Here is a 21,337-nt window from a genome sequence, read left to right on the forward strand (position 1 = left end):
TCAGGCGGCGCGGGCGGTAGCCGGCGCGGCAATCAGGCGGGCGCCGTCATGGCCGGTGATCTCGGCCTCGACAATCTCGCCCGGCGAACCTGCAGCGATAGCGGCAAGCGTAAACCCTTCGGTGCGGCCGAGCCCGTCGCGCTCGACCAGGATCGACTGACGCGTGCCGGCGAGCGTAGCGAGATGACGGCGATAGGCGGCCTCGCCGGCGGCGCGCAGTCGGGCGGCGCGCTGCTTGACCACCTCGCGGCGGACCTGCGGCATGCGCGCGGCGGGCGTGCCTTCGCGCGGGCTGAACGGGAAGACATGCAGATGCGTCAGCCCGCATTCCTCGACGATCTTTTCCGAGTTCTCGAACATCGCCTCGGTCTCGGTCGGGAAGCCGGCGATGATGTCGGCGCCGAAGACGATGCCGGGGCGCAGCTTGCGCACATCCTCGCAGAAGCGGATCGACTGGTCGCGCAGATGGCGCCGCTTCATCCGCTTCAGGATCATGTCGTCGCCCGACTGCAGCGACAGATGCAGATGCGGCATCAGCCGCGGCTCGGTGGCAATCGCATCGAGCAAATCGTCATCGGCTTCGATCGAATCGATCGAGGACAGACGCAGCCGCTTCACGTCGGGCACCTGCCTGAGGATCGTCTTGACCAGCTTGCCGAGTTTTGGGCTGCCCGGCAGGTCGGCGCCAAAACTGGTCATGTCGACGCCGGTCAACACGATTTCGGCATATCCGTTGCCGGCAAGACGCTTGACCTGCTCGACCACGGCGCCCATCGGCACCGAGCGCGAATTGCCGCGGCCGTAGGGGATGATGCAGAAGGTGCAGCGGTGGTCGCAGCCGTTCTGCACCTGGACGAAGGCGCGCGCCCGGCCCTCGATGGCATCGACCATGTGGCCGGCCGTCTCGCGCACCGAGAAGATGTCGTTGACGCGCGCCTTCTCGGTGTCGTTGACGCCGAAATCCGGCAGCGCGCGATAGGAGTGCGCCTTCAGTTTCTCCTCATTGCCAAGCACGAGATCGACCTCGTCCATGGCAACGAAATTCCCCGGCTCGGTCTGCGCGGCGCAGCCGGTCACGATGATGCGGGCGGCCGGGTTTTCGCGGCGGGCTTTCCTGATCGACTGCTTGGCCTGGCGCACCGCCTCGCCGGTGACGGCGCAGGTGTTGAAGATGATGGCGCCGCCTTGCAGCTCGCCGAGGCCGGCGCTTTCGGCTTCGCGGCGCATCACCTCGGATTCATAGGTGTTCAGCCGGCAGCCGAAGGTGACGACGTCGACACCCTTTGTGAGAGCGCCCATCAGGCCGCGCTTTCGGTGTCGCGGGCCCAGGCGCCGGTCGACGGATCAAAACTGCCGGAAAATTCCCATTCGGCGGCACCGGTCAGGATGACGTGGTCGTCGTCGCGCCATTCGACATGCAGCGAGCCACCGCCCGGTGTCATCAGCGACACGCTGCGCCCGGTGCGCTTGGTGCGGGCGGCGGCGACGACCGCGGCGCAAGCGGCCGAGCCGCAGGCCTTGGTCAGGCCGGCGCCGCGCTCCCAGGTGCGGATGACCATGGTTTCCGGCGAGGTCACCTGCGCGATGGTGATGTTGGCGCGCTCGGGGAAGATCGGGTGGTTTTCGAGCAGCGGGCCGAAACGGTCGAGTTCATAGGACCAGACATCGCTGTCGACCCAGAAGATGGCGTGCGGGTTGCCCATCGAGACGACCGAGGGCGAATGCAGCACCGGCGCGTCGATCGGGCCGATCTGCAATTCGATCATGCGGGTGTCGCGGAATTCCTCGGCCAGCGGGATATCCTGCCAGCCGAAGCGCGGCGTGCCCATGTCGACCGAGATCGTGCCGTCGGCGTGTTCCCTGGCGTTGAGGATGCCGGCGACCGTCTCGAAGGTGAATATCTTCTGGCCGGTCTCGGCGGCGAGCGCCTGGACGACGCAGCGCATGCCGTTGCCGCAGGCCTGCGCGCCGGAGCCGTCGGAATTCAAGATGTCGATGAAGAATGCGGTGCCCGGCGTCCTGGCGTCGTGGATCGCCATGATCTGGTCGAACTTGGTCGCAGCATCGGCATTCAGGGCTATGGCGGCGGCCGGCGTCACCCGATCGGCACGGCTGCGCATGTCGGCAACGATGATCTCGTTGCCGATGCCGTTCATCTTGGCGAAGGGGGCGGTGCCTGCCATTGCTCCGATGGTTCCATGTCCGTTTGCCGCTATATGGCGGAAACGGCCGGGAATTACCAGTGTGCCACGCCTTTTGGCGACGGCGAAGACGCCGCGCCTACGTTACCGCGAAGACGCCGAGTACGAGCAGCAGGAAGATGATGAGGACGATGCCGATGAGGATGCGCGCGCCGGTGGCGGCGGCACCCGCCAGCGCGGGCATGCCGAGCAGGCTGGCAGCGGCGGCGACAATCAGTAGAATGATGATCCACTTGATCATGGAAAGGCTCCCAGCCGAATTGCGTTGTGAACCAACGCGTTTTCAAAAGTTGGGTTCCTCAGCCGTTTTCCGGCACGTCCCAGACCTCGCCCGGCCGCAAGGCGCGGAACCGCTCTTGCAGCACCCCCTCCGCGTCCAGCGCTTCGGCCAGTTTCCGGGCCGGCTCGTCGATCGGCTCGTTGGTGAGCTGGAACGTGCCCCAGTGGCAGCCGGCGGCATGGGCGGCTTTGCACAGCTTCATGCCTTGCACCGCCTCTTCCGGGTTCTGGTGCTGCGGTGCCATGAACCAGCGAGGCTCGTAGGCGCCGATCGGCAGGATGGCGAGGCGGAAGCCACCATGCTTCTCAGCCATCAGCCGGTAGTTGGTGCCGCCATGAAAGCCGGTGTCGCCGGCGAAGTAGACCTTTCCGGCCGGGGTTTCGACGACGAAACCCGCCCACAGCGCCATGCGCCGGTCGCGCGCGCCGCGCGCCGACCAGTGATGCACCGGCTCGACATGGACGGCGACATCGTCGCCGATTTCAACCCTGTCGCCCCAGTCATGTGCCGTGAGTCGCATGCCGGGCACAGCTTCGTCGATGATGGCGTCGTTGCCGAGCGGCGTCAGCACTTGCGGATCGTGCTTCGTCTTGAGCCGTGCCAGTGTGGCGAGGTCGAGATGGTCGTAATGGTTGTGGCTGACCAGTACGAGGTCGATCGACGGCAACTGCGAAAAGGCGATGCCCGGCGCATTGACGCGTTTCGGCCCGGCAAAGGACAGCGGCGAGACGCGCGGCGACCAGACCGGATCGGTGAGGATGTTCAGACCGGCGATCTGGATCAGCAGGGAGGAATGGCCGACCATGGTCAGCCGCAGCCCTGATCCGTCGATCCGTTCTGCCGGCTTTGCCTGATGAAACGGACTCGGATCGGACGCCGGCCATTTCGAGCGCTCGCCGCTCAACTGCCATTTCAGCAGATCGGCAAAGCGGCCCGGCGGCTGGCCGTCGGGATTGAAGAACAAGGTGCCGTCGAAATGGTCGCTGGGCGGGCCACTATAATAGCGGTTGGCGGCTCTCTTTCTCGCAGCCATTTTTCTCCCGCTCCCGCTGGGTTCGCTTTTTCCTGAGATAGGGTCTGGGGCGTCTGGCGCAAGCATTTGGCGGGCGAATGCCAAGGGCTGGCGGCCTGCATCGGCTAGGATCGCGGCAAGGCAGAGGACGACCATGGCGAAGAGGCGGACCAAGACACCGTGGATGAAGGCCGAGGATTTCGGCCGTTCGCTGCCACGCGGCATCGGCGTCAATCTTCTGGTCACCGACATGCCGGCCATGGAAGCGTTTTGCCGCGACGTGCTCGGCGCCCGGATCATCTATGCCGATGAGGATTTCGCCGCGATCGAACTCCTGGGGTCAGTGTTCATGCTGCATGCCGACCACTCCTATCTCGAGAACCCGATGACCGGCGTCATCGCTGGGGTGGAAACGCGCGGCGCGGGCATCGAGCTTCGCCTTTACGGCGCCGATCCGGACGCGGTTGAAGCCAAAGCGCGCGACTTCGGCCACATCGTGCTCACTGGGGCGATCGACAAGCCGCACGGCTTACGCGAATGCCATATCGTCGGTCCAGACGGATACGTTTTCGTGCCGAGCACGCCGCTCCCCGCGTAGAGCAATTCCAGGAAAAGTGCGTGGCGGTTTTCCGTCCGGAATTTGCGCAAAAAACAAATAGCCCTAGCTTTCACGTCCAAAATGCCGCGCATTCGCGGGCCGGACCGCAACAGGCGTCACACGCCTGTTGCGATAAAACTGCAACAATTGCGCCGAAAACCCTATTTTAACCATATCGGGTTGAAATTCTGCCACCTTCTCCATCTTGGTGAGGGAGAGATTGCGCGGACGGCGTCCCCCAAGCCGGATCCGACGGAGGTTGGAATGACTTTTTCGAAGACCGCTCTGGTGGCCGTATCGCTTGCTGCGCTCGTTGCAAGCGGCTGTTCGACCTCGCGATTCTCATCGATGGATGACCAGCAGCCGGCGCCGCTGACGCCGGCGCCTTCCGGAACGGTGACGGGAAACCAGCTGCCGCCGCCCGCCGCGCCTGGCACCACCGACCCGTCGCAGTTCCCGACGGCACCGGCGAACAGCCAGGTCGCCTCGCTGCCGCCGGACGGTACCGCGCCTGCCAGCGCACCGGATCTGACCGCGGCCAGCGTCGCTGGCGTCTGGAACGCCAGCGTGTCGGGCCAGAGCTGCAAGGTGGCGACGCCACAGACCAAATTCGGCGCCGGCTACCGTGCCGGCCCGCTGCATTGCCCGGCGCCGATCGACGGCATCAAGTCCTGGAACGTCGCCGGCAAGCAGCTGACGCTTTACGACGAGAATGGCGGCACGCTGGCGCGCCTCTATTCCTCGGGCGGCGAGAAATTCGACGGCCAGACTTCCACCGGCCTGCCGATCTCGCTTACAAGATAGGCCGATCCGCCCCTTGTTTGTTTTTACGCAATTCCGGACGGAAAACCGCTACACACTTTTCCTGGAATTGCTCTAGAACGACGTGACCGATGCATCTGCGTGACGGCCTCCAGACCCATGCGACCGTCAGGCAGCGCTACGACCATCTGGTCGAGACCGGCGCCATCGAGCGCGATCCGGCGCAGGAGCGCATCGCCGCCGCACTCGACCGGCTGACCGACGAGATCTCGGCCAAGCGGCTGGCGCAGAAGTCGAGCGCGCTGGGCTGGCTGTTCGCGCGCAAGCAGCCGCCCGCGGCGGTCAAGGGCCTCTACATCCATGGCGGCGTCGGCCGCGGCAAGACCATGCTGATGGACATGTTCTTCGAGCTCTTGCCGGTCCGGCGCAAGCGCCGCGTGCATTTCAACGACTTCATGGCCGATGTACAGGACCGCATCCAGAAGCACCGGGCGGCGCGCAAGAATGGCGACGTCAAGGAGGACGACCCGATCCCGCCGGTGGCGCGCGCGCTGACCGAACAGGCCTGGGTGCTGTGCTTCGACGAGTTCTCGGTCACCGATATCGCCGATGCGATGATCCTGTCGCGGCTGTTTTCGGCGCTGTTCGCCAATGGCGTGGTGCTGGTCGCCACCTCGAATGTCGTGCCAGACGACCTCTACCGCGACGGGCTGAACCGGCAGCTTTTCCTGCCCTTCGTCGGCATATTGGGGCGGCACGCCGATGTGCTTGCGCTCGACGCCGACAAGGACTACCGGGTCGAAAAGCTCAGTCGCATGCCGGTCTATGTCGCACCGGCGGATGCGGCGGCCGATGCCGTGCTCGACCAGGCCTGGGAAGCGATGACGCATGGCCGGCCGGCCATGGAGACGGCGCTGACGGTGAAGGGCCGACAGGTGGTGGTGCCGCGCGCGGCTGGCGATGCGGCGCGCTTCTCCTTCGCCGATCTCTGCGAAAAGCCGCTCGGTGCGCGCGACTATCTGGCCATCGCCGGCCGCTTCTCGACCCTCTTCATCGACCATGTGCCGGTGCTCGGCGAAGGCAAGCGCAACGAGGCCAAGCGCTTCATCCTTTTGATCGACACGCTCTACGACCATCACGTGCGGCTGGTGGTCAGCGCCGAAGCGCCGCCACAGGCGCTTTACACGGCCAAGCGCGGCAACGAGGTGTTCGAGTTCGAGCGCACGGCCTCGCGGCTGATCGAAATGCAGAGCCGCGACTGGCTGGAGGATTGGGCGGAGCGGCTGAAGGCGAGGATGGCGCCGGCAGAAGCGCATCAGGCGCAGGCGTAGCCGCCATGCCTTCGTCATCCTAGGGTGGAGCGACACAAAGCGGACCGCAGACCCTAAGATCCATGCCGTGACTTACGAGCGCCGTGGCGGCGCAGATCCTTGCGAGACGTCGGCGGGAACGCCAAAGAGGGGAGCCCGTTCTGCATCGCTGCGTTTTCCTCCGCGTCACGGGATGGATCTTGGGGTCGGCGCGACGTCGCTTCGCTCCTGCTTCGCCCTAGGATGACGAAGGTGAAGAGGCTTCGGCCAAGCCTAAAGCTTATACACATACATGACGAACTCCTCCGCCGGTCCATGCGGCTCCCGGCGCGACTCGTAAAGCGCTCGCGCCGCAGCATTGTCCGGCTCGGTGCCGACCCACGTTTCCTCGCAGCCATTCTCCCTGCCGATCACAAACATCGCGTCGAGCATTTTTCGGGCGATGCCCTGGCGCTGGAAGGCCGGCGTCACGCCGACCTCGTCGATGTAGAGTTCGCTCACCTTGTCGGGGTGGCGATGGATGACGGCGGCGCATTCACCGACGACCACGCCGTCGGCCAGCGCCACAATCATGAAATGACCCGGCGAAGCGAGATAGGCGGCAAGCCTGTCCGGCCGCACCGGCTCGTCGAACACGTCTTCGGCGACATGCATCACAAGGGCGTCATCGCCCGCTTCCAGCCTTCTGATTTCGATCGTCATTGTGTAAATTCCTCGAAGTCGGCTCACAAACTTTGACGTTTACGTAAGTCCCAAATCATCTAACCGATTGAAATTCCTACGCCCAAAATAATCGTTTGAATTTCATCTCCACCGAGGCTATTTGGTGCGGCGAAAATCCGCGGTTCCCCGCAGCATTCCGGCCTCTTCCTCGACGCCGTTTGGCGCCGTCACAGACCAAGGGAAAACATCCTGACATGGCACGCAACAAGATAGCGCTCATCGGCTCTGGCATGATCGGCGGCACGCTCGCCCATATGATCGGCCTCAAGGATCTCGGCGATGTGGTGCTGTTCGATATCGCCGAGGGCATTCCGCAGGGCAAGGGGCTGGATATCGCGCAATCGTCGCCGGTGGACGGCTTCGACTCCAGGCTGACCGGTGTCAATGACTATGCCGGGATCGAGGGCGCCGATGTCTGCATCGTCACCGCCGGCGTGCCGCGCAAGCCGGGCATGAGCCGCGACGACCTTCTCGGCATCAACCTCAAGGTCATGGAACAGGTCGGCGCCGGTCTCAAGAAATACGCACCGAAGGCCTTCGTCATCTGCATCACCAACCCGCTCGACGCCATGGTCTGGGCGCTGCAGAAGTTTTCCGGCCTGCCCAAGACCCATGTCGTCGGCATGGCCGGCGTGCTCGACAGTTCACGTTTCCGCTATTTCCTGGCCGAGGAGTTCAAGGTGTCGGTCGAGGACGTCACCGCCTTCGTGCTCGGCGGCCATGGTGACTCGATGGTGCCGATGATCCGCTATTCGACTGTCGCCGGCATTCCGCTGCCCGACCTCGTCAAGATGGGCTGGACCTCGAAGGAAAAGCTCGACCAGATCGTGCAGCGCACCCGCGACGGCGGTGCCGAAATCGTCGGCCTGCTCAAGACCGGCTCGGCCTATTACGCGCCGGCCGCCTCGGCGATCTCGATGGCCGAAGCCTACCTCAAGGACAAGAAGCGCGTGCTGCCCTGCGCGGCGCATCTCTCCGGACAGTATGGCGTCAAGAACACCTATGTCGGCGTGCCCGTGGTGATCGGCGCCGGCGGCGTCGAGCGCATCATCGAGATCGACCTCAACAAGAGCGAGCAGAAGATGTTCGACGCTTCGGTGGCGACGGTGCAGGGCCTCACCGAGGCCTGCGTCAAGATCGCCCCGCACCTCGCCTCGAAGTGATCCCCCAGCAGCTGATCTGGAGACAACGCGTATGAACATCCATGAATATCAGGGCAAGGCGCTGCTGAAGAGTTTTGGCGCGCCGGTGGCCGAGGGCGTGCCGGTGTTCAAGGCGAGCGAGGCGGAAGCCGCCGCCAAGGCGCTGCCCGGCCCGCTCTATGTGGTGAAGAGCCAGATCCATGCCGGCGGCCGCGGCAAGGGCAAGTTCAAGGAGCTGTCGCCCGACGCCAAGGGCGGTGTCAGGCTGGCGAAGTCGGTGGCCGATGTCGTCGCCAATACCAACGAGATGCTCGGCAACACGTTGGTCACCAAGCAGACCGGCCCGGCCGGCAAGCAGGTCAACCGGCTTTATATCGAGGACGGCGCCGACATCGAGCGCGAGCTCTATCTGTCGATCCTGGTCGACCGTTCGGTCGGCCGCATCGCCTTCGTCGTCTCGACCGAGGGCGGCATGGACATCGAGGCGGTCGCCCACGACACGCCGGAGAAGATCATCACCGTCGCCGTCGACCCGGAAAAGGGCGTGACGGCGGATGACGTGAAGACGCTCAACAGCGCGCTGAAGCTCGACGGTGACGCGGCCAAGGACGGTGGCACGCTGTTCCCGCTGCTTTACAACGCCTTCGTCGAGAAGGACATGAGCCTGCTCGAGGTCAACCCGCTGATCGTCATGAAGAACGGCCGGCTGCGCGTGCTCGACGCGAAAGTGTCGTTCGACAACAACGCTCTCTTCCGCCACCCCGACGTGATGGAATTGCGCGATACCACCGAAGAGGACGAGAAGGAGATCGAGGCGTCGAAATACGACCTCGCCTATGTCGCGCTCGACGGCAACATCGGCTGCATGGTCAACGGCGCTGGCCTCGCCATGGCGACGATGGACATCATCAAGCTCTATGGCGCCGAACCCGCCAACTTCCTCGATGTCGGCGGCGGCGCTTCCAAGGAGAAGGTGACGGCGGCGTTCAAGATCATCACCCGGGATCCGGCGGTCGAAGGCATTCTGATCAACATCTTCGGCGGCATCATGAAGTGCGACATCATTGCCGAGGGCGTCATTGCCGCGGTCAAGGAGGTCGGGCTGCAAGTGCCGCTGGTGGTGCGGCTGGAAGGCACCAATGCCGAGCTCGGCAAGAAGATCATCAACGAGAGCGGCTTGAACGTGGTGTCGGCGGATGACCTTGACGACGCGGCCAAGAAGATCGTCAAGGCGGTGAAGGGCTAAGCCTGTGCCTCCGCGCAAGATAAACCTCGTCGAGGCGGCGGACCGGACGATCACTAAGGTGTTCGATCCGCACATCGCCGGCGACGTCAATGACAGCCAGGCGAAGGTCGCCAAGTTCGGCGACGTCTTCGACTGGCACGCGCATGACAATGAGGACGAAGCCTTCCTCGTCCTGCGCGGGCGTATCGCCATCGATTTCCGCGACGGGCCGGTCGAGCTCGGCGAAGGCGACTTCATCGTCGTGCCGCGCGGCGTCGAGCACCGGCCGCGCTCGCTGAGCGAACAGCCCATCGTGCTGATGTTCGAGCCGGCGACGACTTTAAACACCGGCAATGCCAAGAGCGACCTCACCGTCGCCGATCTCAAGCGGCTCTGACCATGACCGCGCAGCCTTCCTCGATCAACGGTTTTTAGAAAAGGGCTCCAATGTCCATTCTCGTCGACAAGAACACCAAGGTGCTGGTGCAGGGCCTGACCGGCAAGACCGGCACATTCCATACCGAACAGGCGCTCGCTTATCACGGCACCAAGATGGTCGGTGGCATCCACCCCAAGAAGGGCGGCGAGACCTGGACCGGCGCGACGGGCGAGAGCCTGCCGATCTTCGCCACCGTCGCCGAAGGCAAGGAAAAGACCGGCGCCAATGCCTCGGTGGTCTATGTGCCGCCGGCGGGTGCAGCTGAGGCGATCATCGAAGCGATCGAGGCGGAGATCCCGCTGATCGTCTGCATCACCGAAGGCATACCGGTGATGGACATGGTCAAGGTCAAGGCACGGCTCGACCGCTCGACTTCGCGGCTGATTGGGCCGAACTGCCCGGGCGTGCTGACGCCCGACGAATGCAAGATCGGCATCATGCCCGGCAACATCTTCCGCAAGGGTTCGGTCGGCGTTGTTTCCCGCTCTGGAACGCTTACCTATGAGGCAGTGTTCCAGACCACCAATGTCGGCCTCGGCCAGACCACTGCCGTCGGCATCGGCGGCGATCCGGTCAAAGGCACCGAGTTCATCGACGTGCTGGAGATGTTCCTCGCCGACGACGAGACCAAGTCGATCATCATGATCGGCGAGATCGGCGGCTCGGCCGAGGAAGACGCCGCGCAGTTCCTCAAGGACGAAGCCAAGCGTGGCCGCAGCAAGCCGATGGCCGGCTTCATCGCCGGGCGCACGGCGCCGGCCGGCCGCACCATGGGCCATGCGGGCGCGGTGATCTCTGGCGGCAAGGGCGGCGCCGAGGACAAGATCGCGGCGATGGAATCGGCCGGCATCAAGGTATCGCCGTCGCCGGCACGGCTGGGCACGACGCTGGTCGAGGCGATCAAAGGTTAAGTGAGTAGTGAATAGTGAATAGTGAATGGAAAGAGTGGGTGAGTAGCGGCGCGCAGTGGGGAATTCCCCTGCTTACTACCGACTATTCACTACTCACTATTCACCATTCACTCTGACAAGGAGACGGAGCCGGGCTCCGCAGACAAAAATGGCACGACAAGATCAGGCCAACGACCAGTTTTCGCTTACCTCTTTTCTTTATGGCGGCAATGCCGACTATATCGACGCGCTCTACGCCGCCTATGAGAACGATCCTGAATCGGTCAATCCCGAATGGCAGGACTTCTTCGCGGCGCTGCAGGATGACGCCGGCGATGTCCGCAAGAACGCCAAGGGCGCTTCCTGGGCGAGGCCGTCCTGGCCGCTGCAGGCCAATGGCGAACTGGTGTCGGCGCTCGACGGCAATTGGGGCCTCGTCGAGAAGGCGATCGAGAAGAAGGTCAAGGAGAAGGCGGTCGTCAACGGCGTCGCGCTGTCCGACGCCGACGTGCACCAGGCGACGCGCGATTCGGTGCGCGCCATCATGATGATCCGCGCCTACCGCATGCGCGGCCATCTGCACGCCAATCTCGACCCGCTCGGCATCGCCAAGCCGCTCGAGGACTATAACGAGCTGTCGCCGGAGAATTACGGCTTCGTCGCCGCCGACTACGACCGGCCGATCTTCCTCGACAATGTGCTCGGGCTTGAATTCGGCACGATCCGGCAGATGCTGGAGATCCTCACCCGCACCTATTGCTCGACGCTCGGCGTCGAGTTCATGCACATTTCCGACCCCGAGGAGAAGGCCTGGATCCAGGCGCGCATCGAAGGCGCCGACAAGGAGATCACCTTCACCGCTCCCGGCAAGAAGGCGATCCTGCAGAAGCTGATCGAGGCGGAAGGCTTCGAGCAGTTCATCGACGTCAAGTACAAGGGCACCAAGCGTTTCGGTCTCGATGGCGGCGAGTCGCTGATCCCGGCGCTGGAGCAGATCCTCAAGCGCGGCGGCCAGCTCGGCCTCAAGGAAGTCGTGCTGGGCATGGCGCATCGCGGGCGTCTCAACGTTCTCAGCCAAGTGATGGCCAAGCCGCACCGTGCCATCTTCCACGAATTCAAGGGCGGCTCGGCCGCTCCCGACGAGGTCGAGGGCTCGGGCGACGTCAAGTACCATCTCGGCGCATCGTCGGACCGCGAATTCGACGGCAACAAGGTGCATCTGTCGCTCACCGCCAATCCCTCGCATCTGGAAATCGTCGACCCGGTGGTGATGGGCAAGGCACGCGCCAAGCAGGACCAGTTCGCCGGCCGCGAGCGCGGTGAAATCGTGCCGCTGTCGGAACGCGCCAAGGTGATGCCGCTGCTGCTGCACGGCGACGCCGCCTTCGCCGGCCAGGGCGTGATCGCCGAGATCCTCGGCCTGTCGGGCCTGCGCGGCCATCGCGTCGCCGGCACGCTGCACTTCATCATCAACAACCAGATCGGCTTCACCACCAATCCGCGTTTCTCGCGCTCGTCGCCCTATCCGTCGGATGTGGCCAAGATGATTGAGGCGCCGATCTTCCACGTCAATGGCGACGACCCGGAAGCCGTGGTCCACGGCGCCAAGGTGGCGACCGAATTCCGCATGAAGTTCCACAAGCCAGTCGTGGTGGACATGTTCTGCTATCGCCGCTTCGGCCACAATGAGGGCGACGAGCCGGCCTTCACCCAGCCGATCATGTATCGCAGCATCCGCAACCACAAGACGACGGTGCAGATCTATGCCGATCGCCTGATCGCTGAAGGCCACATCACCCAGGCCGAGTATGACAAGATGAAGGCCGACTGGCGGGCGCATCTGGAATCGGAATGGGAGGTCGGCCAGCACTACAAGCCCAACAAGGCCGACTGGCTGGACGGCGCCTGGTCGGGCCTGCGCACGGCCGACAACCAGGACGAACAGCGGCGCGGCAAGACAGCCGTGCCGGTCAAGACGCTGAAGGAAATCGGCAAGAAGCTGACCGAGGTGCCGAAGGATTTCGAGGCGCACAAGACGATCCTGCGCTTCCTTGAGAACCGCCGCCAGGCGATCGAATCCGGCGAAGGCATCGACTGGTCGACGGCAGAGGCGCTGGCCTTCGGCGCCATCCTGCTCGACGGCAATCCGATCCGGCTGTCCGGCCAGGATTCCGAGCGCGGCACCTTCTCGCAGCGCCATTCCGTGCTCTACGACCAGAGCGACGAAACCCGCTACATCCCGCTCAACAATCTGTCGGCGGCGCAGGCAGGCTACGAAGTCATCAACTCGATGCTGTCGGAAGAAGCGGTGCTCGGCTTCGAATACGGCTACAGCCTGGCCGAGCCGAAGGCGCTGACCTTGTGGGAAGCACAGTTCGGCGACTTCGCCAACGGCGCCCAGGTTGTGTTCGACCAGTTCATCTCGTCGGGTGAACGCAAGTGGCTGCGCATGTCCGGCCTCGTCTGCCTGTTGCCGCATGGCTATGAAGGCCAGGGGCCCGAACACTCATCGGCCCGGCTCGAGCGCTTCCTGCAGCTTTGCGCCGAGGACAACATGCAGGTGGCCAACGTCACCACGCCGGCTAACTATTTCCACATTCTGCGCCGGCAGCTGAAGCGCGATTTCCGCAAGCCGCTGATCCTGATGACGCCAAAGTCGCTGCTACGCCACAAGCGGGCGGTGTCGACGCTGCCGGAGATCTCGGGCGAAAGCTCGTTCCACCGGCTGCTGTGGGACGATGCCCAGCTGCTTTCCGGCCAGGCGATCAAGCTGGTCAAGGATTCCAAGATCCGCCGTGTCGTGCTGTGCTCGGGCAAGGTCTATTACGACCTCTACGAGGAGCGCGAGAAGCGCGGCATCAATGACATCTACCTGCTGCGCGTCGAACAGCTCTATCCGTTCCCGGCCAAGGCGCTGATCACCGAACTGTCGCGCTTCCGCAACGCCGAGATGGTGTGGTGCCAGGAGGAGCCCAAGAACATGGGCGCCTGGTCGTTCATCGATCCGTATCTCGAATGGGTGCTGGCGCATATCGACGCCAAGCATCAGCGGGTGCGCTACACCGGCCGGCCGGCTGCCGCTTCGCCGGCGACCGGACTGATGTCGAAGCATCTCAGCCAGCTCGCCGCCTTGCTCGACGACGCGCTCGGCGAATAGAACCCTTCAAGAGACAGAACGGACAGGCACAATGGCTACCGAAATCCGCGTCCCCACACTCGGCGAATCCGTCACCGAGGCGACCATTGGCAAATGGTTCAAGAAGGTCGGCGACACGATCGCCGCCGACGAGCCGCTGGTCGAGCTCGAAACCGACAAGGTGACGGTGGAGGTGCCGGCAGCAAGCGCCGGAACGCTGTCCGAGATCACCGTCAAGGAAGGCGAGACGGTCGAGGTCGGCGCGCTGCTGGGGACGATTTCGGCTGGCGCCGGCGCTCCGGCGGCCAAGTCAGAGGCCAAGCAGGAGACCAAGCCGCAGGCGGTGTCACAGGCGTCGAGCCCCGAGGCGGCGTCCACCGTCAAGCAGGCCGCGGCCGAGAGCGCCAAGATCGCCGGCGACGCCGGCGCGATCGAACAGCGCTCCATGCCGCCGGCGCCGGCCGCGGCAAAGCTGATCGCCGAGGCCAATCTCGCGGTCGACCAGATCGCGGGCTCGGGCAAGCGCGGCCAGGTGCTGAAGGGCGACGTGCTCGATGCCATCGCCAAGGGCGCGCCGTCGCAGCCGGCCGAGACGCCGAAGGCGGCACCGGTTGCCGTGCGCGCGCCGTCAACCGCCGACGACGCGTCGCGCGAAGAGCGCGTGCGCATGACCAAGCTGCGCCAGACCATCGCGCGCCGGCTCAAGGAAGCGCAGTCGACCGCCGCCATGCTCACCACCTTCAACGAGGTGGACATGAGCGCGGTGATGGCGCTGCGGACCAAATACAAGGACGTGTTCGAGAAGAAGCACGGCGTGAAGCTCGGCTTCATGGGCTTCTTCACCAAGGCGGTGACGCATGCGCTGAAGGAGATCCCCTCGGTCAATGCCGAGATTGACGCCACCGACATCATCTTCAAGAACTATGCCCATATCGGCGTCGCCGTCGGTACGGAAAAAGGCCTTGTCGTGCCGGTCGTGCGCGACGCCGACCAGATGTCGATCGCCGAGATCGAAAAGGATATCGGCCGGTTGGGTATTGCCGCGCGCGACGGCAAGCTCTCGGTGGCGGATATGCAGGGCGGCACCTTTACGATTTCCAACGGCGGCGTTTACGGGTCGTTGATGTCGACGCCGATCCTCAACGCACCGCAATCGGGCATTCTCGGCATGCACAAGATCCAGGACCGGCCGGTGGTGGTCGGCGGCCAGATCGTCATCAGGCCGATGATGTACCTGGCGCTGAGCTACGATCACCGCATCGTCGACGGCAAGGAAGCCGTGACCTTCCTGGTGCGCGTCAAGGAAAGCCTGGAGGATCCGGAACGGCTGGTGCTCGACCTTTAAGGTCTGGTGCTGTGGCTGAGCCTGTCGAGCCGATCGATCTGTTCGAGCTTGTCACGACAGGCCGGGCGGGGCCGATCGAACTCGGCAAAAGCAGCCGTGAAACGGTTCGAGGCTTGATCGACCCGGAGGATGTGCGGGCGGACAATTATTATCGCCACGGAGACACCGCGTCGGCGTGGTGCATCTATGGCACGAATTGCGAGTTCTTCTTCAGTCCCGATTTTCGCTTGCGGTCGATCAGCATCAAGCCTTCCACCGCAGGATTGGTAATCGGTATCTGATGGCGACCTGGCGCGGCGATTTCGAACTCAATCTTGGAAGGCATCCGGCAATTTTTTCCGGAAGCAAGCCGATTGCGCTTCACGCGCTGCCGAAGGCGCTGCAGTTCCTGAACAAATCCGAATTCAAGTGGAGAGTCGGTGGCGGCGATGAACGCGACATTTATGTCGAGCTGGCGGAAGGCTCCCGCTATTTGACTCTCAAATACGAGGTCAGCACCATTCCGGTGGACGGCAATGCAAAAATTGTCTTTGAGATAGACTACTTTCTGACTGCGGTCTCCATTGTCGACCGGGATGTTCAGGGCGGATAGAAGCGAATGACGATCCGGCCCTCCCGCATTTCCGAGCGTGCACTGGCTGCATCGATAGCAGTGGTCGTGATGGCACCGATTACCGCGCTCGCCGCCTGTCCGCTGGCGCTTGCCGTCTATGCGGATGCCGAAAGCGAGGCCGGCATCGATTTCAGGCCGACCATGGACTCGGCCACCGTCACCAACAGCTTCAAGATGGTGCTCGACAAGGGCGTCGTGCTGGACGGCATCGTCATGTGGACGGATGGCGTGGCACGGCCGCATGGTTCGCTGATGTACAAATGCCCGACAGGCGACGTCACCGGCGATGAGCTCGCCGCCTGCACGGTCTGGGAAGGTGTCGTCTACAGTTCCGACGACAAGGGCAATATCGCCTTGCTGCCGGCCGAAGGCGTCGACGCGCCGAAGACGCTGATCTTCCCCGACCTCGGGCCGTCCCTGCAGATGTCGGCGGCCTATGGCGCCAGCGGTTTTTCCAAGGTGCCGTGGGATGTGTTTCTGCTGAAGGGCTGCCAGGAATGAGCGCGGCGCAAAAGGTTCTTCTGGTCACCGGCGGCAGCCGCGGCATCGGTGCGTCGGTCTGCCGGCTCGGAGCGGAAGCCGGCTACCGCGTCGCAGTCAACTATGCCGCCAATGAAGGCGCCGCCAGGGCGCTGGTCGCTGAGATCGAGGCTGGCGGCGGCGAAGCGATCGCGGTCAGAGGCGATGTCGGCAAAGAGGCCGATGTCCTGGCAATGTTCGAGGCGGTCGACCGTGCCTGGGGGCGGCTCGATGCCTTCGTCAACAATGCCGGCATCGTCGACGTCAAGGCGCGCCTCGACGAGATGAGTGGCGCGCGGCTGGAACGCATGATGCGCATCAATGTCGTCGGATCCTTCCTCTGCGCGCGCGAGGCGGTCAGGCGCATGTCGACGCTGCACGGCGGCAAGGGTGGTGCCATCGTCAACGTCTCGTCGGCCGCCTCAGCGCATGGCTCGGCGGGTGAGTATGTCGACTACGCGGCATCCAAGGGCGCGATCGATACCTTCACCCTCGGGCTTGCCCGCGAGGTGGCGACCGAGGGCATCCGCGTCAATGCGGTGCGCCCGGGCATCATCGACACCGAAATCCATGCCTCCGGCGGCCAGCCCGACCGCGTGGCGCGCATCCAGGATACGCTGCCGATGAAAAGGGCGGGCACATCGGATGAAGTCGCGCGCGCAATCCTCTATCTGTTGTCGGACGCGGCGTCCTATTCGACGGGCGCGATCCTGAATGTAAGCGGCGGCCGCTGACGGCCGGACCAAGAAGGACACCATCATGGCTTATGACGTCGTTATCATCGGATCGGGACCCGGCGGCTATGTCTGCGCCATCAAGGCAGCACAGCTCGGGCTGAAGACGGCCGTGGTCGAGAAGAACGCGACTTTCGGCGGCACCTGCCTGAACATCGGATGCATCCCGTCCAAGGCGCTGCTGCATGCCTCCGAGGTGTTCGCTGAGGCCGGCCATTCCTTCGACGCGCTCGGCGTCGAGGTGACGCCGAAGCTCAATCTGAAGAAGATGATGGCGCACAAGGACGCAACGGTGGCGGCCAACGTCAACGGCGTCGCCTTCTTGTTCAAGAAGAACAAGATCAATAGTTTTCACGGCACCGGCAAGGTGGTCGCGGCCGGCAAGGTCTCGGTCACCGGCGAGGACGGCAAGGTCGAGGAGATCGAGACCAAGAACATCGTCATCGCCACCGGTTCCGACGTCGCCGGCATTCCCGGCGTCAAGGTCGATATCGACGAGAAGGTCATCGTGTCGTCGACCGGCGCGCTGTCGCTGGCCAAGGTGCCGGGCCATCTGGTGGTGGTTGGCGGCGGCGTCATCGGGCTCGAACTCGGCTCGGTGTGGGCGCGGCTCGGCGCCAAGGTCACCGTCGTCGAGTTCCTCGACACGATCCTCGGCGGCATGGACGGCGAGGTCTCCAAGCAGTTCCACCGCATGCTTTCCAAGCAAGGCTTCGAGTTCAAGCTCGGCGCCAAGGTCACCGGCGTCGCCAAGGCCAAGAAGGGTGCGACCGTCACTTTCGAACCGGTGAAGGGCGGTGCCGCCGAGACGATCGAGGCCGATGCGGTGCTGATCTCGACCGGGCGCAGCGCCTATTCCGACAGTCTCGGGTTGAAGGAAGCCGGCGTCGAGGTCGACGAGCGCGGCCGGGTCAAGACTGACGGCCATCTCAGGACCAATGTGCCGGGCATCTACGCTATCGGCGACGTCATCGCCGGGCCGATGCTGGCGCACAAGGCTGAGGACGAGGGCGTGGCGGTGGCAGAGTCGATTGCCGGCCAGGCCGGCCACGTGAATTATGACGTGATCCCGAACGTCGTCTACACCAGCCCGGAAATCGCCTCGGTCGGCAAGACCGAGGAGGAGCTGAAGAAGGCCGGCATCGACTACAAGGCCGGCAAATTCCCGTTCACGGCCAACGGCCGGGCGCGCGCCATGCTGCACACCGACGGCTTCGTCAAGATACTGGCCGACAAGGCGAGCGACCGCGTGCTTGGCGTCCACATCGTCGGCTTCGGCGCCGGCGAGATGATCCACGAGGCGGCGGTGCTGATGGAATTCGGCGGCTCGTCGGAAGATCTCGCCCGCACCTGCCATGCGCACCCGACAATGTCGGAAGCGGTGAAGGAAGCGGCGCTGGCCACGTTCTTCAAGCCGATCCACATCTAAGGCCCCTTCATAAACTCTACTCCGGCGGCCATCTGACGCGGTTTTCTGCGCTTCCGGTGCTCACGGCCCCAAATGTCCGCTGCGCGCCGGTTCTCGAAAACCACGCCAGCTGACTCACCGGAGCGAGTTTCTAAAGGAGCCTTTCGCGTGTCTTGCCCCAAAACAAAACGGCCCGCTTTGCAGCGGGCCGTTCGTCGTTGAATTCAGGGCCTGATCAGTTGGCCGGTGCGGGCGCCGGGGCTGGTGCAGGCGCCGGTGCAGGTTCTGGAGCAGGCGCCGGGGCTGGTGCGGGAGCCGGAGCGGGTTCTGGCGCAGGTGCGGGAGCCGGTTCGGCGGGCTTCATCGGCTCAGCCGGTGCGGGCGCAGGCGCCGGTGTGCTGGCGGCCGGCGGTTCGGCGGGCGCCGAGGGGTGTTCGCCGCTTCTTCCGAAAACATAGTACGCGACGATGGCCAGGATGATGACAACCAGGGCAATCAGCCAGCCGCTACCGCCGCCACCCGATTTGGGCGCAGGGCCAGGAGAGGTGAAGGGGTCGTTTGGGTTCGCCATAAAGTGTCCTCCGAGGATGAAAAGTATCAATCAACACCCATCAACGCGCAACCGTTGAACGGGTTTCATACTACGCTTGGAAAATGCCGAAAGCAGGGCAATTTTAACCCGGAATCGCTGGTTGGCATGTATTTCCCCCGCAAATTTGGCCGCGAGCGAGCGGAAGCCAACCGCTTTGGCCTTTTTCGCTGAAAACAGGACCCGTCCGCCATCGATCTGCGAATCAGGGCGAATCCCGACAAGGACGGCGACTCGCGTGATTCGACGTGCAACCCGACCGTGCAGATCAGCGCACGGCGGTGACGGTATAACCCGCCTTGCGAAAATCCTCGACCAGGCCTTGCGCGCCCGGAAGGTGCATGGCGCCGACCGCCATGAAGGCGTTGCCGCGAGCGAGGATTGGTCCGGCATGGTCAGCCATCACCTGGTTGCGGCTGGTGATCATGGTTTGATCGAAGGCCGCGTAGCCCGCCGCGTCGTCGCCATCGCCTGGCAGGATCGCGCGGAACAGCGGCCAGAACATGCCGGTGTCGCCGTTCAAGTAGAGCACGATCATGGTTTCGTTGACGTCGTTTATCCTGTCGCCGAGCTTGAGTGTGTCGACCAGCCCCTTCATGTGAAAGGCGAGCGGCAGCGAGGCCATGGCGCGCAGCTGGCCGGCGACCGTTTCCAGACCTTCGACGGTCTTGCCTGAAGCCATGGCATCCTGCGCGAGCTTGACGTCGAGCACCGGCGTGCCGCCGGCCTGGCGGGCGACCTCGCAAACCGGGAGCGCCACCATGGCCGACAACAGCCACGGCTTCATCTTGGACACGCTGCCCGGCGGAATGCCGCGTGCGTCGAGTGCCTTGTTCACCACCGCGGCATCGTCCGGCGACAGCAGCGACGACAGCGTGGTGTTGTCGGTGAACATCATCAGGTCCGGCTCGTTGAGCATGGCCGCCATCATCTTCTGCTTGTCGAGCACTTCCGTGGTCTCGATGATGATGGTGTCTGCGGCGTCATAGGCCGTTTGCGCGGCGGGCGGCAGCGTGGTGACGCGCGGGTCGGTCATATGCATGGTGCCGAACAGCCAGGATGGCTTCTCGCCGGCCTTTTCCAGTTTCCACAACAATCCCTTGCCGTTCGGGGTCGCGGCCGCCTCCGTCTCGATCTTGCGGTAGGTGTCCGGGTTGTCCTTCTGCAATGCCGACAGCATGTCGGCACCGCTGCAGACCGGCGTCTGCGCATGCGCCCTGCCGGCCGCAAGCAGCGCGACGATCAGGAAAGACAGGAAAAACAGGACGTTGAACGCAACAAGCAGCTTGAGCGACACAGAGGCCGCGCGGTCAGCGGTGGCGATGACACGTTTCATGGCCTGCGTCTTAAGGGAAAAAAGCGGCAAAGCGGTTAACCGGCGTGGCAAAATTGTTCTGAGACCCAAGCCGATCACGCCCTCGGATGCGCGGAGTCGTAGATTTCGAGCAGCCGTGCGGTGTCGACGCCGGTGTAGATCTGGGTGGTCGACAGGCTGGCATGGCCTAAGAGTTCCTGGATGGTTCGGAGGTCGCCGCCGCGTCCGAGCAGATGCGTGGCGAAGGAATGGCGCAGCGCGTGCGGTGTCGCCGTATCCGGCAAATTGAGCGCCGAGCGCAGTTTTGCCATCTCGCGCTGGACGATGGCCGGATTGAGCGGACCGCCGCGGGCGCCGCGAAACAGCAGCCCCTTCGGGTCGATATGATAGGGGCAGAGCCGCCGGTATTCGGCAACTGCCCTGAGCGCCACCGGCAGCACCGGCACCAGCCGCGTCTTGCCGCCCTTGCCGGTGATGCGCAGCACGGTGTCGGTCTCCGACGACAGGTCGGCGCCGCTGAGGCCGAGCGCCTCGGAAATGCGCAGGCCCGAGCCATAGAGCAGCGTCAGCACAGCGGCGTTGCGGGCGGCGATCCATGGCTCCTCCGCCAACTGGCCCTCCACCGAAACGACGTGCCGCGCGTCGCCGGCGGTCAGCGGCTTGGGCAGCGACTTCGGCTGGCGCGGCGCGCGCAGCGCTGCCGCGCCCGCCGCATTGGCGAGGCCGCGCCGTTCGAGAAAGCGCAGCAGCGAGCGGATGCCGGCCAGCCCTCGCCCGAGCGTGCGGGCGCTGGCGCCGGCGTTGCGGCGGGCGGCGAGAAAGCCGCGCAGGTCTGCCGGGCGCAGATCGGCGATATCCGAAATTCCGGGCGGGCCGCCGCAATGTCCGGTCAGGAAATGCAGGAACTGGCGCGTGTCGCGCTCATAGGCTTCGACGGTTTCCGGCGACAGCCGGCGTTCGCGCGCCAGCATCTTCAGCCAGCTTTCGCGCGCTGCCTGAAGGTCGGGCTTTGCCGGGATGAGGAATTCCTGCATGGCGCTCTTCCAGTTCCCGGCCATTTTCCGGCAGCCGGGTTAGGAAGCGGTGAAGAGCGCGT

22 protein-coding genes are annotated in these 21,337 nt (G+C 64.2%); 15 read left to right on the plus strand and 7 right to left on the minus strand.

The features are described from left to right. From mtaB to AC04SI_RS05230, 4 genes are all read right to left on the minus strand, one after another. Positions 1 to 1,299, minus strand: coding sequence for a tRNA (N(6)-L-threonylcarbamoyladenosine(37)-C(2))-methylthiotransferase MtaB (gene mtaB / locus AC04SI_RS05215; RefSeq protein WP_404283354.1), 1,299 nt, complete (start codon positions 1,297 to 1,299; stop codon positions 1 to 3). Further along, positions 1,299 to 2,183: a diaminopimelate epimerase gene (gene dapF / locus AC04SI_RS05220; RefSeq protein WP_404283352.1), complete on the minus strand. Its 885-nt coding sequence runs from the start codon at positions 2,181 to 2,183 to the stop codon at positions 1,299 to 1,301. The genes mtaB and dapF overlap by 1 nt, the downstream gene beginning before the upstream one ends. 97 nt (positions 2,184 to 2,280) lie before the next feature. Beyond that, positions 2,281 to 2,442, minus strand: coding sequence for a DUF1328 family protein (locus AC04SI_RS05225; protein ID WP_120014473.1), 162 nt, complete (start codon positions 2,440 to 2,442; stop codon positions 2,281 to 2,283). Between the two features lie 58 nt (positions 2,443 to 2,500). Then, positions 2,501 to 3,514: an MBL fold metallo-hydrolase gene (locus AC04SI_RS05230; protein ID WP_404283350.1), complete on the minus strand. Its 1,014-nt coding sequence runs from the start codon at positions 3,512 to 3,514 to the stop codon at positions 2,501 to 2,503. A gap of 133 nt (positions 3,515 to 3,647) precedes the next feature. Between AC04SI_RS05230 and AC04SI_RS05235 the strand changes: the two genes are divergently transcribed. From AC04SI_RS05235 to zapE, 3 genes are all read left to right on the plus strand, one after another. Further along, a complete protein-coding gene (locus AC04SI_RS05235; RefSeq protein ID WP_404283349.1) occupies positions 3,648 to 4,091 on the plus strand; it encodes a VOC family protein in 444 nt (147 codons plus the stop codon). 264 nt (positions 4,092 to 4,355) lie between these two features. Further along, entirely contained in the window at positions 4,356 to 4,895 is a 540-nt protein-coding gene (locus AC04SI_RS05240) for a protease inhibitor Inh/omp19 family protein (protein WP_404283347.1), read from the plus strand. 89 nt (positions 4,896 to 4,984) lie between these two features. Next, positions 4,985 to 6,184 carry a cell division protein ZapE gene (gene zapE, locus AC04SI_RS05245; RefSeq protein WP_404283345.1) on the plus strand — a complete coding sequence of 400 codons (1,200 nt, stop codon included), beginning with the start codon at positions 4,985 to 4,987 and terminating at the stop codon, positions 6,182 to 6,184. Between the two features lie 252 nt (positions 6,185 to 6,436). Here the strand turns inward: zapE and AC04SI_RS05250 are convergent, their stop codons facing one another. Continuing rightward, entirely contained in the window at positions 6,437 to 6,865 is a 429-nt protein-coding gene (locus tag AC04SI_RS05250) for a GNAT family N-acetyltransferase (RefSeq protein ID WP_404278410.1), read from the minus strand. A gap of 215 nt (positions 6,866 to 7,080) precedes the next feature. On the opposite strand from AC04SI_RS05250, the gene mdh reads away from it, so the two are divergent. The 12 genes from mdh to AC04SI_RS05310 all read left to right on the plus strand — a co-directional run bounded on the left by mdh (position 7,081) and on the right by AC04SI_RS05310 (position 19,100). Then, positions 7,081 to 8,049, plus strand: coding sequence for a malate dehydrogenase (gene mdh / locus AC04SI_RS05255; protein ID WP_404278412.1), 969 nt, complete (start codon positions 7,081 to 7,083; stop codon positions 8,047 to 8,049). 31 nt (positions 8,050 to 8,080) lie between these two features. Beyond that, a complete protein-coding gene (gene sucC / locus AC04SI_RS05260; protein WP_404278414.1) occupies positions 8,081 to 9,274 on the plus strand; it encodes an ADP-forming succinate--CoA ligase subunit beta in 1,194 nt (397 codons plus the stop codon). Between the two features lie 4 nt (positions 9,275 to 9,278). After that, positions 9,279 to 9,650 (plus strand): cupin domain-containing protein, encoded by a 372-nt coding sequence (locus AC04SI_RS05265; protein WP_404278416.1) that lies wholly within the window; start codon positions 9,279 to 9,281, stop codon positions 9,648 to 9,650. A gap of 50 nt (positions 9,651 to 9,700) precedes the next feature. After that, on the plus strand, positions 9,701 to 10,603 hold the full coding sequence (gene sucD / locus AC04SI_RS05270) for a succinate--CoA ligase subunit alpha (RefSeq protein ID WP_192181726.1): 903 nt from the start codon (positions 9,701 to 9,703) through the stop codon (positions 10,601 to 10,603). 148 nt (positions 10,604 to 10,751) lie between these two features. Then, on the plus strand, positions 10,752 to 13,739 hold the full coding sequence (locus AC04SI_RS05275) for a 2-oxoglutarate dehydrogenase E1 component (RefSeq protein WP_488473980.1): 2,988 nt from the start codon (positions 10,752 to 10,754) through the stop codon (positions 13,737 to 13,739). Positions 13,740 to 13,770: 31 nt separating this feature from the next. Continuing rightward, entirely contained in the window at positions 13,771 to 15,063 is a 1,293-nt protein-coding gene (gene odhB, locus AC04SI_RS05280) for a 2-oxoglutarate dehydrogenase complex dihydrolipoyllysine-residue succinyltransferase (protein WP_404278421.1), read from the plus strand. Positions 15,064 to 15,074: 11 nt separating this feature from the next. Further along, complete coding sequence (locus tag AC04SI_RS05285) at positions 15,075 to 15,344, plus strand: hypothetical protein (protein WP_404278423.1); 270 nt, start codon at positions 15,075 to 15,077, stop codon at positions 15,342 to 15,344. After that, positions 15,344 to 15,655, plus strand: a complete 312-nt coding sequence (locus AC04SI_RS05290) for a hypothetical protein (RefSeq protein WP_404278426.1) — start codon at positions 15,344 to 15,346, stop codon at positions 15,653 to 15,655. The genes AC04SI_RS05285 and AC04SI_RS05290 overlap by 1 nt, the downstream gene beginning before the upstream one ends. A gap of 69 nt (positions 15,656 to 15,724) precedes the next feature. Continuing rightward, a complete protein-coding gene (locus AC04SI_RS05295; protein ID WP_404278766.1) occupies positions 15,725 to 16,177 on the plus strand; it encodes a hypothetical protein in 453 nt (150 codons plus the stop codon). Continuing rightward, entirely contained in the window at positions 16,174 to 16,929 is a 756-nt protein-coding gene (locus tag AC04SI_RS05300) for an SDR family oxidoreductase (RefSeq protein WP_404278428.1), read from the plus strand. The genes AC04SI_RS05295 and AC04SI_RS05300 overlap by 4 nt, the downstream gene beginning before the upstream one ends. Positions 16,930 to 16,954: 25 nt before the next feature. Beyond that, positions 16,955 to 18,358: a dihydrolipoyl dehydrogenase gene (gene lpdA, locus AC04SI_RS05305; RefSeq protein WP_404278430.1), complete on the plus strand. Its 1,404-nt coding sequence runs from the start codon at positions 16,955 to 16,957 to the stop codon at positions 18,356 to 18,358. A gap of 409 nt (positions 18,359 to 18,767) precedes the next feature. Further along, positions 18,768 to 19,100 carry a hypothetical protein gene (locus AC04SI_RS05310; RefSeq protein WP_404278432.1) on the plus strand — a complete coding sequence of 111 codons (333 nt, stop codon included), beginning with the start codon at positions 18,768 to 18,770 and terminating at the stop codon, positions 19,098 to 19,100. A 94-nt stretch (positions 19,101 to 19,194) separates the two neighbouring features. Here the strand turns inward: AC04SI_RS05310 and AC04SI_RS05315 are convergent, their stop codons facing one another. Next, the gene (locus AC04SI_RS05315; protein WP_404278434.1) at positions 19,195 to 20,262 is read right to left on the minus strand and encodes a TraB/GumN family protein; all 1,068 of its coding nucleotides are present in this window, start codon (positions 20,260 to 20,262) and stop codon (positions 19,195 to 19,197) included. Between the two features lie 74 nt (positions 20,263 to 20,336). After that, complete coding sequence (locus AC04SI_RS05320) at positions 20,337 to 21,275, minus strand: tyrosine recombinase XerC (RefSeq protein WP_404278436.1); 939 nt, start codon at positions 21,273 to 21,275, stop codon at positions 20,337 to 20,339. Positions 21,276 to 21,337 lie beyond the last annotated feature (62 nt).

It is taken from the genome of Mesorhizobium sp. CNPSo 4689 (genome assembly GCF_057784325.1).

Bases quoted from the DNA above. Each gene is read 5' to 3' on its own strand.
- AC04SI_RS05230 (WP_404283350.1), bottom strand. From the start codon at position 3,514: ATGGCTGCGAGAAAGAGAGCCGCCAACCGCTATTATAGTGGCCCGCCC.
- AC04SI_RS05320 (WP_404278436.1), bottom strand. From the start codon at position 21,275: ATGCAGGAATTCCTCATCCCGGCAAAGCCCGACCTTCAGGCAGCGCGC.
- dapF (WP_404283352.1), bottom strand. From the start codon at position 2,183: ATGGCAGGCACCGCCCCCTTCGCCAAGATGAACGGCATCGGCAACGAG.
- AC04SI_RS05240 (WP_404283347.1), top strand. From the start codon at position 4,356: ATGACTTTTTCGAAGACCGCTCTGGTGGCCGTATCGCTTGCTGCGCTC.
- sucC (WP_404278414.1), top strand. From the start codon at position 8,081: ATGAACATCCATGAATATCAGGGCAAGGCGCTGCTGAAGAGTTTTGGC.
- AC04SI_RS05225 (WP_120014473.1), bottom strand. From the start codon at position 2,442: ATGATCAAGTGGATCATCATTCTACTGATTGTCGCCGCCGCTGCCAGC.
- AC04SI_RS05290 (WP_404278426.1), top strand. From the start codon at position 15,344: ATGGCGACCTGGCGCGGCGATTTCGAACTCAATCTTGGAAGGCATCCG.
- AC04SI_RS05295 (WP_404278766.1), top strand. From the start codon at position 15,725: ATGGCACCGATTACCGCGCTCGCCGCCTGTCCGCTGGCGCTTGCCGTC.
- AC04SI_RS05300 (WP_404278428.1), top strand. From the start codon at position 16,174: ATGAGCGCGGCGCAAAAGGTTCTTCTGGTCACCGGCGGCAGCCGCGGC.
- odhB (WP_404278421.1), top strand. From the start codon at position 13,771: ATGGCTACCGAAATCCGCGTCCCCACACTCGGCGAATCCGTCACCGAG.
- AC04SI_RS05250 (WP_404278410.1), bottom strand. From the start codon at position 6,865: ATGACGATCGAAATCAGAAGGCTGGAAGCGGGCGATGACGCCCTTGTG.
- sucD (WP_192181726.1), top strand. From the start codon at position 9,701: ATGTCCATTCTCGTCGACAAGAACACCAAGGTGCTGGTGCAGGGCCTG.
- mdh (WP_404278412.1), top strand. From the start codon at position 7,081: ATGGCACGCAACAAGATAGCGCTCATCGGCTCTGGCATGATCGGCGGC.
- AC04SI_RS05275 (WP_488473980.1), top strand. From the start codon at position 10,752: ATGGCACGACAAGATCAGGCCAACGACCAGTTTTCGCTTACCTCTTTT.
- AC04SI_RS05315 (WP_404278434.1), bottom strand. From the start codon at position 20,262: ATGAAACGTGTCATCGCCACCGCTGACCGCGCGGCCTCTGTGTCGCTC.
- lpdA (WP_404278430.1), top strand. From the start codon at position 16,955: ATGGCTTATGACGTCGTTATCATCGGATCGGGACCCGGCGGCTATGTC.
- zapE (WP_404283345.1), top strand. From the start codon at position 4,985: ATGCATCTGCGTGACGGCCTCCAGACCCATGCGACCGTCAGGCAGCGC.
- AC04SI_RS05235 (WP_404283349.1), top strand. From the start codon at position 3,648: ATGGCGAAGAGGCGGACCAAGACACCGTGGATGAAGGCCGAGGATTTC.
- mtaB (WP_404283354.1), bottom strand. From the start codon at position 1,299: ATGGGCGCTCTCACAAAGGGTGTCGACGTCGTCACCTTCGGCTGCCGG.